The 15,891-nt window shown below is 40.2% G+C and carries 14 protein-coding genes, 1 tRNA gene, 1 other RNA gene and 1 other annotated feature (1 of these 17 cut by a window edge); of the genes, 5 read left to right on the top strand and 11 right to left on the bottom strand.

Annotated features, from left to right (window positions below):
• Window positions 1-494, bottom strand: a sequence feature (most likely nonfunctional fraction of RNA operon) (it extends 1,468 nt beyond the left edge of the window).
• A 653-nt stretch (window positions 495-1,147) separates the two neighbouring features.
• From BN6559_RS13735 to BN6559_RS13695, 9 genes are all read right to left on the bottom strand, one after another.
• A complete protein-coding gene (locus BN6559_RS13735) occupies window positions 1,148-1,408 on the bottom strand; it encodes a pro-sigmaK processing inhibitor BofA family protein (protein ID WP_110955257.1) in 261 nt (86 codons plus the stop codon).
• Between the two features lie 92 nt (window positions 1,409-1,500).
• Window positions 1,501-1,875: a YaaL family protein gene (locus BN6559_RS13730; protein WP_110955256.1), complete on the bottom strand. Its 375-nt coding sequence runs from the start codon at window positions 1,873-1,875 to the stop codon at window positions 1,501-1,503.
• A gap of 153 nt (window positions 1,876-2,028) precedes the next feature.
• On the bottom strand, window positions 2,029-2,625 hold the full coding sequence (gene recR, locus BN6559_RS13725) for a recombination mediator RecR (RefSeq protein ID WP_110955255.1): 597 nt from the start codon (window positions 2,623-2,625) through the stop codon (window positions 2,029-2,031).
• A gap of 2 nt (window positions 2,626-2,627) precedes the next feature.
• On the bottom strand, window positions 2,628-2,963 hold the full coding sequence (locus tag BN6559_RS13720; protein ID WP_110955254.1) for a YbaB/EbfC family nucleoid-associated protein: 336 nt from the start codon (window positions 2,961-2,963) through the stop codon (window positions 2,628-2,630).
• 81 nt (window positions 2,964-3,044) lie between these two features.
• Entirely contained in the window at window positions 3,045-4,844 is a 1,800-nt protein-coding gene (gene dnaX, locus BN6559_RS13715; RefSeq protein WP_110955253.1) for a DNA polymerase III subunit gamma/tau, read from the bottom strand.
• 217 nt (window positions 4,845-5,061) lie between these two features.
• Window positions 5,062-5,161: signal recognition particle sRNA small type (gene ffs, locus BN6559_RS13710), an RNA gene on the bottom strand.
• 49 nt (window positions 5,162-5,210) lie between these two features.
• A tRNA-Ser gene (locus BN6559_RS13705) sits at window positions 5,211-5,300 on the bottom strand.
• A 148-nt stretch (window positions 5,301-5,448) separates the two neighbouring features.
• Window positions 5,449-6,318 carry a hypothetical protein gene (locus BN6559_RS13700; protein ID WP_199884005.1) on the bottom strand — a complete coding sequence of 290 codons (870 nt, stop codon included), beginning with the start codon at window positions 6,316-6,318 and terminating at the stop codon, window positions 5,449-5,451.
• Window positions 6,311-6,694 (bottom strand): response regulator, encoded by a 384-nt coding sequence (locus BN6559_RS13695; protein ID WP_110955251.1) that lies wholly within the window; start codon window positions 6,692-6,694, stop codon window positions 6,311-6,313. Before BN6559_RS13695 ends, BN6559_RS13700 begins: the two co-directional genes overlap by 8 nt.
• A gap of 387 nt (window positions 6,695-7,081) precedes the next feature.
• On the opposite strand from BN6559_RS13695, the gene BN6559_RS13690 reads away from it, so the two are divergent.
• A complete protein-coding gene (locus tag BN6559_RS13690; protein WP_110955250.1) occupies window positions 7,082-8,398 on the top strand; it encodes an amidohydrolase in 1,317 nt (438 codons plus the stop codon).
• A 94-nt stretch (window positions 8,399-8,492) separates the two neighbouring features.
• Window positions 8,493-9,725: a M20 family metallo-hydrolase gene (locus BN6559_RS13685; RefSeq protein WP_110955249.1), complete on the top strand. Its 1,233-nt coding sequence runs from the start codon at window positions 8,493-8,495 to the stop codon at window positions 9,723-9,725.
• Window positions 9,726-9,792: 67 nt separating this feature from the next.
• On the opposite strand, the gene BN6559_RS13680 is transcribed toward BN6559_RS13685, so the two are convergent.
• Window positions 9,793-11,811 carry a sigma 54-interacting transcriptional regulator gene (locus BN6559_RS13680; protein ID WP_110955248.1) on the bottom strand — a complete coding sequence of 673 codons (2,019 nt, stop codon included), beginning with the start codon at window positions 11,809-11,811 and terminating at the stop codon, window positions 9,793-9,795.
• A 235-nt stretch (window positions 11,812-12,046) separates the two neighbouring features.
• Between BN6559_RS13680 and BN6559_RS13675 the strand changes: the two genes are divergently transcribed.
• From BN6559_RS13675 to BN6559_RS13665, 3 genes are all read left to right on the top strand, one after another.
• Entirely contained in the window at window positions 12,047-12,715 is a 669-nt protein-coding gene (locus tag BN6559_RS13675) for a nucleoside recognition domain-containing protein (protein WP_110955247.1), read from the top strand.
• Window positions 12,715-13,164: a YjiG family protein gene (locus tag BN6559_RS13670; protein ID WP_110955246.1), complete on the top strand. Its 450-nt coding sequence runs from the start codon at window positions 12,715-12,717 to the stop codon at window positions 13,162-13,164. Before BN6559_RS13675 ends, BN6559_RS13670 begins: the two co-directional genes overlap by 1 nt.
• A gap of 261 nt (window positions 13,165-13,425) precedes the next feature.
• Window positions 13,426-14,349 (top strand): M20 family metallopeptidase, encoded by a 924-nt coding sequence (locus BN6559_RS13665; protein ID WP_199884004.1) that lies wholly within the window; start codon window positions 13,426-13,428, stop codon window positions 14,347-14,349.
• Between the two features lie 83 nt (window positions 14,350-14,432).
• Here the strand turns inward: BN6559_RS13665 and BN6559_RS13660 are convergent, their stop codons facing one another.
• Entirely contained in the window at window positions 14,433-15,782 is a 1,350-nt protein-coding gene (locus BN6559_RS13660) for an MATE family efflux transporter (RefSeq protein ID WP_110955244.1), read from the bottom strand.
• Window positions 15,783-15,891: the final 109 nt, after the last annotated feature.

Genomic DNA, 15,891 nt, shown 5'->3' with positions numbered 1-15,891 from the left:
CCATTGCGGAAGATTCCCCACTGCTGCCTCCCGTAGGAGTCTGGGCCGTGTCTCAGTCCCAGTGTGGCCGTTCATCCTCTCAGACCGGCTACTGATCGTTGCCTTGGTGAGCTTTTATCTCACCAACTAGCTAATCAGACGCAGACCCATCCTTTAGCGATAGCTTATATATAGAGGCCATCTTTAGTAGAAGAAACATGCGTTTCTTCTACAGTATTCGGTATTAGCAGACCTTTCGATCTGTTGTCCCCATCTTAAGGGTAGGTTGTCTACGCGTTACTCACCCGTTCGCCACTAAATTACGCTCAACACCCATCTCTTATGGGTTGGCACTTTTTATGCGTGGTGAATTCACTTCGTTCATCCACCGCATAAGCAGCTTAACATCCAACCTATTATTTAAGAAATCGGTGTTAAGCGTAATTCCGTTCGACTTGCATGTGTTAGGCACGCCGCCAGCGTTCGTCCTGAGCCAGGATCAAACTCTCCAATAAATTTATTATTAGAAAACCTAAAAGGCTCAATTAATATCTTGTTTCTTTTTTAAAAGAAATTGTTTTTGTTTTGTGTTTATCTTACGATAGACACCGCACATCTGGCATTTATTACATCTACATTGTTTAGTTTTCAGAGAACACTTGCTGGCAAGCTTCGTTGTCAGCTCATTTATATTAACACAACGTTCAAGTTGTTGTCAACATCTTTTTTATCACCGCGCTTTGTTCATCAGCGACTTGTATTATGTTACACGTTTTCTCCGATTATGTCAACACCTTTTTAAAAGTTTTTCATAAAAACTAATCAACTCTTCCACGGCAATGTTTCAGTCCACTGAAACGCGCTCCTTGTTTTCGTCCTTCTCTATATAGTTGTTCCTAATTATAGTATAGAGAGCAGATGCTTTACATAAGAAAACAGTTCAACGAAGGCAATGAGATGAATCAGAGTCTGTACGGAGTAAAACCGACTTATGTCTGACCGTAGGGAGTTTAAGTCGGTTTTGCGGTCTTCGATTCTATACTACCTTAAGATTCATCGCGCGCCGTCTTGCCTGTTTTCGTTGTGAAGTATCTGCTCTCGCATTGCAAAATAAAAGCAGATGTTTCACCCATGAAAGCATCTGCTTGTTCACACTACAACCATGCAATTAAAACATCACTTTAAACAATATCAACAAAATCACACCCGGAATTCCAAGAAAACCAGCAACAAGTGCTGATAATACATTGATCCCGATTTCAAAGCCGAAATTCGCACCTACGAAATTAACAACCCATAGCATAATCCCACCAACAACACCATTATAAATGAGCTTCCAAACAATTCTTACTGGCATTAAAAACATTCTGCCGATAAAATAAATTGCTAATATTCCTACAACATAAGCTGCGATTACACTCAATTCCATATGTATAACCTCCATTTTCAGCGATTTACTCAGATTTATTTTTTCTAAATCTGAATTATGACACTCTATACTTGTATATTTTAGTACATAAATTACGATATGTCATGGAAATTATTTTTTTGCCACACATCACATTGGATTTTTTCTTGCCTTGCAATTTTCAGCAGGTAACGATATTTTGCTTCATTCGCCTTGATTAAATAGATTACATAGTCCATCAGATCAACATCTGTTATTTCAGCAAGCATTTTCATAGAATATTGCCAGTCCAGTTTTGCTTTTTCCAGCAGATGGAGAAACTCTCTACGCAACTCCTGCGCTTTTTCGTGTTCTAAACGCTCATGTCTTTGCGTATATAAATTAATCAAATAATCGCCTCCATATACATGCTTATACCATAATATATTGGAGCTACTATGTAAATATGAAAAAGACTTTAATTTAGATAAAATACCATCAAGATTCATCTATCTCCCTCCCAATGTTATTTTATCCAGTTTCTTTCATAACTAAACAACTTAGCTTTTTTAATCGAAAACAAAACTTTTCTTAAATAGCAAAAGAGGTGTCACATTTTTTATGCAACACCTCTACAGATTAATAAATCTGCATATATTTTATTATATTTCTCGACGATTTTCCAGCGCTTTGGATAGCGTAACTTCGTCGGCATATTCTAAATCGCCACCAATCGGTAAACCGTGGGCAATTCTGGTCACCTTAATACCAATAGGTTTTAGCAACTTCGCAATATACATTGCAGTCGCTTCGCCTTCTACATTCGGATTTGTAGCCATAATAATTTCTTTCACATCACCCGAATATAATCTCGCAAGCAACTCTTTAATCCGAAGATCTTCCGGACCAATTCCTTCTAGAGGAGATAAGGCTCCGTGCAATACATGATACCGCCCCTTAAACTCTCGCATACGCTCCATTGCCGCAACATCTCTTGGCTGTTCTACAACACATATGACCGTTTTATCGCGATTTTCTCCAGCGCAAATACTGCATGGATTTGTATCGGTTAAATTAAAACAAGTATTACAATAGCCAATCTTCTCTTTTGCATCGATAATTGCTTTTGCCAGTGATTTTGCTTTATCGCTGTCCATATCTAAAATGTGATAAGCAAGTCTTGTAGCAGTTTTCGCCCCAATTCCCGGCAAAGCACGAAAATGTTCTACAAGCTTCGCTAAAGGAGCTATGTATTGCATACTTAAAACATTCCTGGTGGTAATCCAAGTCCGCCAGTTAATTTACCCATCTCTTGTGACATCATATCATCCACTTTTCTAATCGCTTCATTTACTGCAGCGGCAACTAGATCTTCAAGCATTTCAATATCAGCAGGATCCACAGCTGATGGATCAATCTTAAGCGACTGAATTTGTTTTTCTCCATTGATGACTACTTTTATCGCACCGCCGCCGGCAGACACATCCACCGTTCTTTTTTTAAGTTCTTCTTGCATTTTAGCCATGTCACCTTGCAATTTTTGTACTTTTTTCATCATGCCGGCCATATTGCCCATGTTTCCCATTCCACCAAACATTCTATATCCTCCTTAAAATTCGCAATTTATTTATAACTTATTTAAGACTACCAAAATAGCGGTTAGTCGTCAAATATCATTTTATTCTTTTAAATCCTCTTTTTTTACAAAATTGTCACCAAACATTTTTACTGCTTCTTCTAAAACATGTCGTTCTTCCGGTGGCAGGTCAGCAGCAATTTCAACCACCGTATGATCCTTTTTGGGCAATTCCGGAGCTTTTGGCGGTACCGCCTTTGGCACTGATGGCGGTGCCGGTGGAGGTGCAGCAGCGCCTTGTACACATCGTACAATAACCGGCATAGCACAAATCTCCGTTAAAATATTTTCTAGAATTGCTTTATAATCGCTTTTTTCTGTTCTTTCTTTTGGAAAAGCGGCTGTAAACGCAATCACCATTTGCCCATCAACAAAACTTTGCAGAGCGCCCTGCGCTACACATGCATAGACAGATCGTTTTCCACTGTGAACCAGCTCTTTGAGCATTCGATCCCAAACTGCTTTCGCATCACCAATAGTTTCTGCTGCCATCGGCTCAAGCACAGCTGCTTTCTTTTCATTTGTTTGCAAACTCGGCTTTGCTTGTGGTTTTTGTCCAGTCATAGTTTTCTCCACAGCCGGACCTCTTTCTGGCATCTGGTACTGCGGTCTTTGCGGTGAAACTTCTGCATAGTTCCTGCTTTGTTCTGTTATTGCAACACGCGGCGCACGAGAAACTGTTTCACCCAGTTTTAATATTTTTTCTTCTAACAACTCAATCCGCTTTAATAAATCCTCCTGATCCGCGCCAGTAGAAACAGAAGGATTAGAGATCGATAACAACGCAACCTCTGTTGTAATTCTCGGCTGCGGTGACCATTTCGCATCATTGATCGCGGCATGCACAAGTTGGATATTTTTCACCAGTGCATCATGTGTAAAGTGTTTGGCCTGTTCTATAACTACATTTTTATCTCCACTGTAGAATTCTATACTTTTTATATCTCGCGTTGCCTGATAAAGCATGACACTACGCATATGCAAAGCAATTTCGCTTAAAATTTGTTTTACATCTTTACCTCGTGTGATAAGTTCATCAAGAATCATTAATACTTCTTTATTATTTTTATTCGCCAATTGATCAACAATTTTCTCTATTGCTTCATGTCCGACAAGACCTAGAAGTTGCCTAACTTTTTCTGCAGTAATTTTTTCATCATCCAGCGTACTGCATTGATCAAGAATGCTTAGTGCATCGCGCAAACCGCCATCTGCATGCAGTGCAATTAATTGAATTGCTTCTTCTTCAGCCTCGATCTGCATTTCCTTTGTAACAAAGTTTAATCGTTCAATAATTTTCGGAACTGAGATGCGTTTAAAATCATAATGTTGGCAACGAGAATGAATTGTAGCCGGGACTTTATGTGTTTCAGTCGTAGCTAAAATAAAAACAACATGACTTGGCGGCTCTTCAAGCGTCTTCAGTAAGGCATTGAAGGCTTCCGTTGTTAACATATGAACTTCGTCTATAATATATACTTTATAGCGTCCATCAACAGGCGTGAACTTTACAGTTTCACGTAAATCCCGTATTTCATCGATTCCACGATTCGATGCAGCATCAATTTCAAATACATCCATGGATGCTCCCGCATTAATCTTTGTACAACTCGTACATGCATTACAAGGCGAAGGAGTCGGCCCATGTTCGCAATTTAACGCTTTGGCTAAAATTTTCGCTGTACTTGTTTTTCCTGTACCACGTGGTCCAGAAAAAAGATAAGCATGCGCAATTTTTCCTGTACGAATTGCGTTTGCAAGTGTTTTACTGATATGTTCCTGCCCAACTAGACTATCAAAATCACTCGGACGCCATTTTCGATATAAAGCAATATATGCCATACGTATCCTTCACCTCCTACAAACTAACCCAACCTAAGTATTTTATAGCGATGCCCCGCTTAAACTATAATTTATCAAGTATATAAATTATTCAACATGAATTCAGCGTTTTCCTTTACTGGTTCGCAAACGATATTTTCGTACAACAAAAAAGCAACCATATCTATGGTTGCTCATAACTATATCATTTATACCAGTGCTTTTAATGTCGGACTACGGTCCTTAGGCACCCTTACGGCACATGAAGGTTATCACTTACCGTTGCTTCCTTCCAGACCTGGCGGGATTCATGAGCCTCCATTGCGTAAGACCCAAGTACCGTAGTCCCACCTTAAAAACACGGTGAAAGCTTAAGTTTAAATTTAATGGCGGAGAGAGAGGGATTCGAACCCTCGGTACAGTTGCCCGTACACACGCTTTCCAGGCGTGCTCCTTCAACCACTCGGACATCTCTCCAATGCTTAAAACTAAAAATTTATTCAATTATCACAACGACACTCGCTGCGACCTTTAATAGAATATCATTATATTAACCACTTGTCAATACTATTATTTATCATTTCTTTAAATAAAAAAGACGATTGAAACAATTCGTCTTTTGGTCTTATTGAATTCCATCCACAGCAAGAATGAGTTGAATCAACCCGATCTTTGTATCAATATGGATTACAGCCTGTTTACTTCCAACCGGAATAACACCCTCACCAAATTTCTGTGGTTCTAAATCAACATCAATATTTTTATTCGACAGCGCGACAATGAACAATCCATTTACAACATTCAAGAACTCCGAAACACTATCCAGCGCTAATTGATCTACCGTATTTATATCTTCTTCCTTACTGTAGCGTTTTGCAAGATGAAGAACGACAGGCTCCGCTAATAACACACCTGTTCCTAAAGCAACGTCACCATTCATTTTTTGACTGATCAACCATTTGCCTTTACCACCTAACGCTGTCGCTGGAATTATTACCCCATCTAGCTCCGCAAATTGCTCTAATGCCTGCAAAAACAACTCTACATATTCTATATAAAGCTCACGAATTTCTTCAAAATCAGTACAGCATATATTGCCAAACTCCATTTTTTTAAATGAATCTGCCAAGCTAAATTGATTTTGCTTTCTATATTCTGCCAAAGTATTTTCTAACTCTTCCAACGTCATAAATCCCAAACTAAGAATTGCTTGTGCCACGCTTAAATTATTGTCTTCACGTGCTGCCAAAACCGCCCCTACTTGATCTTCAGTCAGCAGACCTGCATCCATAGCCGCTTCACCAAAAAGTTTGTCATGGTCAATTTGGATCTTCTGAACCTTCTCTATTTGTTTAGCCGTCATCAACCCCATATGAAGAGCAACCACGCCTGGTGAAACACGTTGAAATTCGTCATCTTCAAGAATTTCCAAAACCTGTTCGCTGCTCAGCAAATTTTTATTTAATAGATATTGCGCTAAAAATTGCTTAAGCATGCTCATATACCCTCTTCCTTAAATCTATGATCGCCTTATCAATTTGCTCCACAGTATATGGTTTTTGAATAAAATCGACTGCACCAAGTTTTAATGATTCTAATAATTTTGCAGAAGTCCCCGCAGAAGATAACATAACGACATAAGCCTTTTTATCAATTTCGCGAATTGCTTTTAAAGCTTCAAGCCCGCCAACTTCTGGCATAACAATATCCATAAAGATTCCATGAGGATGGTTTTTCAAGAACATCATAACTGCTTCTTTGCCATTTTTAGCTTCTATGACTTCGCAATCTCTGCTTTCCAATTCTTTCGTCAACTTTTTTCGCAATAAAGTAGAATCATCGCAAACGAGTATCTTCAGTGTTTTCTTCAATGCTTTCCCCCCCCATAGCTTTATAACAATTATTCTACGATAAAGTCATACAGCCTGCTAAGAATATAATGTCATGCATTTTAATTATATCATAAATATTTAAAATACATAGCCTTTAAACTATATCTTTTTGCAAAAATTCAAAATCGATATACTTGATTACATATTTACATGCATATGTTCTTGTCCTATAATAGATGTATAGTAATAGGCAAAGGCGCCTGAGTGTAAGCTCATGGCGTCTTTTTATTTTTCTTAAAATCTACCGCCTCTTACAACCTTTCAATAATACATTACTGTCAAACTCGATTCACTAGACATATATGCATCAACTGCGCTGCCTCTCTTGTTGCATTTCTTATTTCATAAACAAAGGAGCGAATTTTTATGATATTAGATCACCAGATTACCACCTTAGCTGAAGACTTAAAAGACCTTACAATAGCTAGACGTCGTGATTTCCACCGTCATCCAGAGTCAGCTTGGGTAGAATTTCGTACCTCAGCAATCATAGCTGATATCCTCTCTGATTTAGGGTACGAAGTGCAGGTTGGTAAACAAGTCATTGCCGAATCAGCAATGTCAGGCGTTCCTAAAGCAATTATATTAGCCGAACATATGAAACGCGCACTCAATCAAGGTGCCAATCCGAAATGGGTAAACAAGATGGGTGGAGGCAAAACCGGAGTCGTCGGAATCTTCACATTCAAAAAACCGGGCCCCACGATTGCCCTTCGCTTTGATATAGATGCTACAGATATTACGGAAACACAAGAAGAATCTCACATTCCCTGCAAAGAAGGTTTTACTTCCATTTATAAAGGATCTATGCATGCTTGTGGACATGATGGACATACGGCCATCGGTTTAGCTGTTGCCGAAATTTTGGTTCAATTACAAGACCATCTTGCCGGAACGATTAAACTCATCTTTCAGCCCGCTGAAGAAGGAACCCGAGGCGCTAAAGCCATGGTCGAACGCGGAGTCGTTGATGATGTTGATTTTATAGTAGGAGCACATCTAGGCCTACAAATGAAAAGAACAGGGCAATTGACCTGCAACGTAACCAGCTTTTTGGCCACCAGCAAATTTGATGCGGAATTTTCCGGCTTGCCAGCACATGCAGGTGCCGCACCCGAAGAAGGGAAAAACGCCCTCTTAGCAGCTTCATGTGCAACTTTAAATCTCCATGCCATTCCAAGGCATAGCGAAGGCGCATCACGTATCAATGTCGGCATATTAACAGCTGGAAGCGGACGAAACATTATACCTGCAAATGCAATTTTGAAGCTAGAAACACGCGGCGCAACTTCTAAAATCAATCAATACATGGCAAAAGAAGCAAAGAAGATTATCACAACCGCCGCTCTAATGTATGATGTCAAGGTAAAAATCACTGATATGGGCAGTGCCGCCGGCGGCGATACAAATAGACGACTCGCAGAAAAACTAACCAAAACTGCAACGAGGCTCGGAATTTTCAAGGAAATGATTCCCGCTTGTCCGTTCGGCGCAAGTGAAGACTTTTCTTACTTTATCGAACGCATTCAAAAAACCGGAGGGCAAGCCGCCTATATGATGATCGGTACTACTTTGTCAGCCGGCCATCACGATTCTCGGTTTGATTTCGATGAAACAGCTCTTGACCCAGCAATAAAGTTACTTGCCGCTGCGGCTGCAGAATTGCTAACGAAGGAATTATAAGATTCATTAATCCTATGATTCAATATTGATTATTGCATTATTTCATTTCTCCGTTTACCATTAGAATGAATATATATTTTAGGATGGTGGTAACATGGTCTCCCAACAAAGATTAGCAGAAAATTTTGAAAAAATGAGTATAATTACAGCTCCTGGTCAGGGCATCACACGTCTCGCTTTTAGCGACGAAGACTGGCAAGCGCGCAAATTTATTATAGATTTGATGGAAAACGCTGGTTTAACAATTCGTATTGATAACTTCGGAAATATCATCGGACGACGCGAAGGAACAAATCCTACTGCAAAAGTCGTTATGATGGGATCGCATATCGACAGCGTACCAAACGGCGGTAATTTTGATGGTGTCGTTGGCGTTCTTGGTGCAATCGAAGTCATCAATTGTATGAATGAAGAAAACTTCGAAAACTATCATCCAATTGAAGTCGTTGTATTCATGGCAGAAGAATCCAGCCGTTTTGGTGTTGCTACACTCGGCAGCAAAGCAATGCGCGGTGAAATGGATATCCATTTATTAAAAAAATTAGTAGATAAAACCGGTGCCTCGCTCTACGACGTTCTAAAACTTCGCGGACTGGATGCTGACAAAATTGAAGAAACCGAGTACACAGATAAATTAAAAGCATTTATGGAAATCCATATCGAACAAGGCAAAGTTTTGGAAACTACAAAACATCAACTTGGCATCGTCACAGGAATCGCAGCACCAACACGTCTCAAAGTCATATTAAACGGACAAGCTGATCATTCTGGCGCCACACCAATGAACATGCGTCAAGATGCACTTTGTGCGGCGGCTGAAATCATCCTGCAAGTTGAAAAAATTGCAAAAGACTCAAAAGAATTCCCAGTTGTCGGTACAACGGGAATTATCCAAGCTTATCCAGGCGTTATGAATGTCGTTCCGGGAAAAGTTGAATTGGGTATTGATATCCGCAGTATCTATATGGAAACGAAAATTAAAGTTGTCAAAGCTGTAATCGCTGAAATAAATGCAATCGCCAACGAACGTAATTTAACAACTGAAATCACAACTCTTACCAACGAAACACCGGTTAAACTTAGAGATGATATGATTTCCTTTCTGGATGAAATTTGTAAAGAAAAAGATTACGCTTATATGCAATTGCCAAGCGGCGCCGGACACGATGCTATGCACTGGGCACCGATTGCACCTACTGGCATGCTCTTCATTCCTTGTAAAGATGGAATCAGCCATAATCCTGCCGAATCAGCAGAAATCAAAGATATCGCCGCTGCAACGGATGTCCTTTATACGGCAATCCGCCGCCTATCCACACAAGACTAATTTAAAATACAAATACCTTTTAAACGAATCGGTAAGAGGATCAGCGCCTCTTACCGATTCGTTTTTTCTATATAGATTTAAAGAATCGCTTGCCTTTCTCAGTAATTTTCGTACCGGCACGACCCTTCAATATACAAACCAAGCCTTGCGCATTCAGTTTCTTTAAGGCGGTTCGAACACTTTGTTCACTCAAAAATATATCCTGTTCCTTCAATTGCGCCGAAATCTCTTTTCGCCCAATATAACGACATTGCCGCTGTGCTTCAAACAGAATTTTTAAAATGCATTCGCCTTCTTCGCCAGGATTGCTCTCTCTCAAGAAACGCTCCTCTTGATCCCTATGACGCTGAATGCCTCTTAAGATATGCCCCGGTAAATTTTGGGGTTCAAACCCCTCATCCATACTGACCATATATTCGATGCAATTACGTAATTCACGAATGTTTCCCGCCCACTGATGCGCAAGCAAAATCTGCATTGTCTCCTGTGGAAAATCAACTCTGACATTTTTTTCACGTAAAAAAGCTTTAATTAAATAAGAAATATCCGATTTTCTTTCCCGCAGCGGAGGAATACGTAAATTAAATACATTTAGCCGGAAATATAAATCCATCCGAAACTTTTTTTCTTCTACCAATTGATATAAATTTTGATTCGTTGCTGCAATCACGCGAATATCAATCGGAATAATTTTCGTTCCGCCTACGCGTATCAACTCGCGTTCTTGCAAAACACGCAGTAACTTTACTTGTGTTTCTGTTGACACTTCGGATATTTCATCTAAAAAAATAGTCCCTTGATTCGCCATTTCAAACAAACCGCGTTTTCCTCGCCGGCTTGCCCCTGTAAAAGCCCCTTCCTCATATCCAAATAATTCACTTTCGAGCAGAGACCCACTCAACGCCGCACAATTAAAGGCAACAAAAGGGCCTTTGCGACGTGTAGAATAGTTGTGAATGGCTTGTGCAAAAAGTTCTTTTCCGGTACCACTTTCCGCTTCAATCAAAATATCACTCTCTGTTCGCGCCGCTTTTTGCGCAAAAGTAATCGCTTGCTGAATGGCCTGATGCGTACCGAGAATATTGGCAAATGTATATTTCGCAATATAACCTTGTGAAACCATCGCCTCATGGATTTTTGTATTCTGATTTTGGATGCTGTCACACGGACGAATGGTAAGTATTCCCCCATGTATGCGCCCGTTCTTCAAAATCGGTGATTTATTCACAACATAATAAGTGCCCTGTAAAATAACCACAGCATCTTTTACTTCTTCCACTTCACAAATTTCCTTTGCGGAAATCTTTGCAAACAAATTTTCTAAAGGCTGATCCGCTAAATGCAGAATATGGCTGAAAAACTTAACGGCCTGCTGATTATAGATTTTTACATGTTGTTCTATATCAAACGTCAATACCACGTCATCAATCATATCCAGCAATTGCTCAAAATCTTCCTTTGTATCATAAAAACGATAAAACAAATTCACAAAACCGGGACTCATCGGCACCATTTCTTTCATATGCGCATAAAGCAATTGTTTGGTAACCTGATTTACCAAATTCAATTTATGTAAAATATCAAATATCGTTGAAACATCCACCGGACGTGTTCCTATATCAATGGCATGCTCAATATAACCGGGTACACTCTCCCTTTCATTTGGCGTAATCGCATAACGAATGTCTCGATAATTCTCCGGTTGATTGTTATTAAACGGAATCAGTTCCAATTGATAAAGCCCTAATTCATACAGTACTGCCACCGTTTGCGTCGACATCTCCCAATACGTATTCACCACCAATACTTTTGTGTTTGGCGGTATTTGACTCAGTTTATCCCAGGCACTTTTAGAAATCGTCCGCCGCACAACCAAGAGCTCTGTTTGCGGCATAAGGTAGCGTTTTACAATACCAGCAACTTCATACGACGGTACAAGAGCTAAATCACAATTGATATAAGAATCAATGCCTTCTTCTAGTGAATAGCTGATAAAGTCAATATACTTACCAAGCAAAGCCTGCAGTTGATATACAAAATGAAATCTTTTGCGCAATAATACGATCGCAACCCGTGGTTTTCCCATAAGCGCCTCCAATCATCTAAATGGTTAAATTGGTTAAACCTTTTAGACTCATTCCACCAATTTAAGATATAGTATAGCATTTTCCTTTCTTTTATAAAACTTTATTTAGACATAAAAGCACTATTTTTAACCTTCATGTCGTTCTATATAAATAAAAATTATTGGCACATAATTTGCATATATACAATAACAACTCCAGAATTTTTCTGGACAAAACATCGAAGGGAAGATTTTTATGAAGGAACAACAACAGCAAACTACCTCCGAATCGACAAAACTTACTGTACCTTGGTATGGATTTGTCGCACTCATTTTTGCCATTCTTTTTTTCTCAGGCATTTTCAACAGCGCCAGCGGTGCATTAAAAGCACTCGATTTTAGTGCGTTGCTTGGAAAATATGGTTCTGTCCAAGCGCCAAATGGCGGACTTACTACATTTACCGGAAAGGCAGGGCTTGGCGCACGTGATGGCTTCTTATTTGCACTGAGCCTGGCACCAAGCGTTATGCTGGCTCTCGGTGTCGTTGAAATCGTTACCCATTTGCAAGGACTGAAAGCCGCACAAAAATTACTCACTCCAATTCTCCGCCCATTACTTGGGATTCCAGGCATTGCAGGGCTCGCTCTCATTTCAAGTCTACAAAGCACGGATGCCGGCGCGGGAATGACTAAAGCGCTTCGCACAGAAAATCAGATCACCGATAAAGAACGTTTGATTTTCTGCCAATTTCAATTCAGTGCAGGCGGTACCATTACCAATTACCTAGCAACTGGTTCAGCACTCTTTGCCGCTTTAACTGTACCAATCATTTTGCCACTTGTCGTTTTATTCGCTTTTAAAATATTTGGTGCAAATCTCATGCGAATTTATCTGAAACGCTTTAGCGAGGAGGCTGTAAAATAATGAATAAATCTTTAATCGACATCTTTGTCGAAGGTGCTAAAAAAGGTCTTCATATCAACCTCAACAGTATCATCCCAAATCTCGTCATGGCATTTGTTTTTATTGAGATCTTAAAAATTACCGGTCTGCTTGCATTTCTCGGTGAAGTTTTTGCCCCTATTATGGCGATCTTTGGGTTGCCTGGCGAAGGTGTAACCGTTCTTCTAAGCGCCTGGCTTGCTATGGGCGGTGGAGTCGGTGCCTGTGCCAGTCTTTTCAATGAAGGAATTTTAACCAAGGAGCATGTAACGATCCTTATCCCAGCAATTTTTCTGATGGGCGCACAAGTGCAATATATGGGACGCCTGCTCGGCACTGCTGGTATTCCAAGCCGTCATTACCCCGTTCTACTTGGTATTTGCATCTTAAATGCTGCACTTTCTATGCTCGTCATGCGATTTTTCGCATAAAATTAAACGAGAATTTATCCACAAACGAAAGGATCTGATTTGGTGAACGTTTTCAACTTAAATGATTATCTTGACAATTTACAATATCTGGTTAACTTCGACAGCGGAAGTTATACCCCCTCCGGCACAAAAAAAGTCGCTGCATTTTTCAGCGAAAAATTCAAAACAGCGGGTTGGCACGTCGAAACAGTCGAAGTCAGCGATAAAGTAGGCCCTTGTTTAAAAATCACAAACTGCCCCGACGACACGTATGAACTTTTATTGCTCGGCCACATGGACACCGTATTTCCAGAAGGAACCGCTGCCCAAAGGCCTTATAAAATCGATGAAAAAGGTATCGTCACAGGTGCCGGCGTCAGCGATATGAAAGGCTGTCTCCTCCTGACGTATTACGCTTTGATGGAACTGCAACAACTCGGTAAGTTAAAAGACTCCCGTATTTGCTTCTTGCTGAATAGCGATGAAGAACTTTCCTCCATTTATTCGCGCCCTTTTATCGAAGAGACTGCCCAAAAATGCAGCTATGCATTGGTCATCGAAGCCGCACGAAAAAACGGTGATATGGTAAAACTCCGCAGCGGGGTCGGGCGATACCTAGTAACTGCAAGCGGCACAGCTGCACACGCGGGTGTCAATCCGCAGGAAGGATCAAGTGCAATCAATGAACTTGCACACTGGATCATCCAATTAAATCAATTAAGCAATTACGCCGTAGGCACTTCAGTTAATGTAGGTATAATCCATGGCGGAACTGCCGTCAACGTTGTCCCTGATCAAGCAACAGCCGAAGTCGACATTCGTTTTAAAACACCGGCAGAAGCGGACCGTATTGAAACAGCCATACAAGATCTTGCAAAAAACTCCTTTACCGCAGGTGGTGCGAAAATTACGTACGAACGAGAAATCAGCCGCCCTGTCATGCTGCCAAGCAACGAAACCTTGGCACTTTGCGATACCATATCAAAATTCGGGAAAGAATTAAATCTTGACTTTAACTGGGTAGAAACCGGCGGCGGCTCCGACGGCAATTTAACCGCCGCACTTGGTATCCCAACCGTGGATGGAATGGGTCCGGTCGGTGCAGGTGGACATAGCAGTAAAGAATGGCTGGACACCCACTCCGTAGAACCTCGTCTAAAACTTCAAATGCGTACAATCGATTATATCGTACACGAACTAAAATAAACGTACACCAAAAGGTAAAACAAAAGCTGGTACTAGAAAATGATTTCTAGTACCAGCTTCGTCGTTTTCATACCTAGCCCTCGCTAAGTCGTTTCAATCAGCTTTTTATTTCGCCAAGTATTACTGCGCCAACGATAAATGAAAATAACCGCTCTGACACATTCATCTGCCGCCATACCAATCCATATGCCAACAATGCCCCAATTCATGACAATACCGAGCAGATAAGAAAGTCCCACTGCAATACTCCACATACAGATAATCCCGACAGTCACGGGGGTCTTAATATCACCGGCTGCCTGCAAAGCACGCACCATGACGATATTAATCGCCCGTCCAATTTCCAAAAATATTTCAATAAATAAAATCGTCTTACCGAGTTTTAGAACTTCCGGATCTGTCGTAAAAATCCCTAAAACATAATCGCTACACAGATAAAGCACCACTGTCAGTCCCGTGCATGCCATTAAAGAAATTCGCATCGTATACCAAACTTTTTTACTGACCTCTTCAAATTGATTACCACCGATCAGATACCCAACCACAATCTGCAATGCCGAGGATATCGCCAACGCGTAAATATACGCAAAGGTTGCAACAATATATACATATACTTTTGTATTGATTACAACTAACCCAAACGCATTTACCATTTTCATAATCGTCGTCTGTGATAACTGATATGACAGCGTTTCCCCGCCGGACGGAATGCTAATATATAAAATACGTTTTAGCGATTCCCAAGGAAACGGTTTTAAATATTTCATAGAAAGATTCACCTTTAAATAGCGCTTGAAGATATAATAAATCAAGATCAAGCCAATGACCTTACTTACCGTTGTTGAAATTGCCACACCGGCAACGCCCATTGCCGGCACCTTCCAAAAGCCATAAATCAAAAGCCAGTTACCAAAAATATTCATCAGATTCATCAAACTTGAAATGACCATGGTTGCTTTGATCCATGAATGACCTCTAAAACAAGCAACAAACGAAAAATACAAACCTTGTACTGTAATCCCACTTGCCATAATGGTAAAAAAGATACTCGTTTCCTCCATAATTTCATCCGGTACCTGCAGCCAATGAAACAGCTGACGGTGAAATAAAATCAAAAGAGCACTTGAAACAAATCCAAATAAACCATTAAACAATAGCGAAACCGTACATACTTCCGATATCTTTTCCTTGTTTTTTGCCCCTAAGTACTGCGCAATCAAGATCGTTGTCGCTGTACTCATCACTGTAAGTAAAATAATGATAATATTCATAATCTGATTGCCGTTGCCAACTGCCGCAACCGAAACTTGTGAATATTGGCTGATCATAAATTGATCGACATTGCCGACGAGCATCTGTAAAAAGATTTCAACGAAAATCGGCCAGCTCATCTTTACGATCGATTGTTTACTAGGACCTATATTACTCTGCATATACTACGTTTCCCCTTAAGTACGTTATCCTTTATCTAGATAAGATTAGAAGATTATAACACCCTAATTACAAATTAGCAATGCTCTCCTGCCATTTTTATCAAACGTA

Source organism: Massilibacillus massiliensis (assembly GCF_900086705.1).
GTDB lineage: Bacteria > Bacillota > Negativicutes > FLKF01 > FLKF01 > Massilibacillus > Massilibacillus massiliensis.
Note: the sequence above shows the minus strand (reverse complement) of the source record. Positions and strands in the feature narration are given on the sequence as shown.

What these genes read in the sequence shown, in the direction of transcription:
- BN6559_RS13660 (WP_110955244.1), bottom strand. Translation starts at nt 15,782, where the DNA reads ATGCAGAGTAATATAGGTCCTAGTAAACAATCGATCGTAAAGATGAGC.
- BN6559_RS13720 (WP_110955254.1), bottom strand. Translation starts at nt 2,963, where the DNA reads ATGTTTGGTGGAATGGGAAACATGGGCAATATGGCCGGCATGATGAAA.
- BN6559_RS13685 (WP_110955249.1), top strand. Translation starts at nt 8,493, where the DNA reads ATGGTCTCCCAACAAAGATTAGCAGAAAATTTTGAAAAAATGAGTATA.
- BN6559_RS13700 (WP_199884005.1), bottom strand. Translation starts at nt 6,318, where the DNA reads ATGCTTAAGCAATTTTTAGCGCAATATCTATTAAATAAAAATTTGCTG.
- BN6559_RS13735 (WP_110955257.1), bottom strand. Translation starts at nt 1,408, where the DNA reads ATGGAATTGAGTGTAATCGCAGCTTATGTTGTAGGAATATTAGCAATT.
- dnaX (WP_110955253.1), bottom strand. Translation starts at nt 4,844, where the DNA reads ATGGCATATATTGCTTTATATCGAAAATGGCGTCCGAGTGATTTTGAT.
- recR (WP_110955255.1), bottom strand. Translation starts at nt 2,625, where the DNA reads ATGCAATACATAGCTCCTTTAGCGAAGCTTGTAGAACATTTTCGTGCT.
- BN6559_RS13675 (WP_110955247.1), top strand. Translation starts at nt 12,047, where the DNA reads ATGAAGGAACAACAACAGCAAACTACCTCCGAATCGACAAAACTTACT.
- BN6559_RS13680 (WP_110955248.1), bottom strand. Translation starts at nt 11,811, where the DNA reads ATGGGAAAACCACGGGTTGCGATCGTATTATTGCGCAAAAGATTTCAT.
- BN6559_RS13670 (WP_110955246.1), top strand. Translation starts at nt 12,715, where the DNA reads ATGAATAAATCTTTAATCGACATCTTTGTCGAAGGTGCTAAAAAAGGT.
- BN6559_RS13690 (WP_110955250.1), top strand. Translation starts at nt 7,082, where the DNA reads ATGATATTAGATCACCAGATTACCACCTTAGCTGAAGACTTAAAAGAC.
- BN6559_RS13730 (WP_110955256.1), bottom strand. Translation starts at nt 1,875, where the DNA reads ATGAATCTTGATGGTATTTTATCTAAATTAAAGTCTTTTTCATATTTA.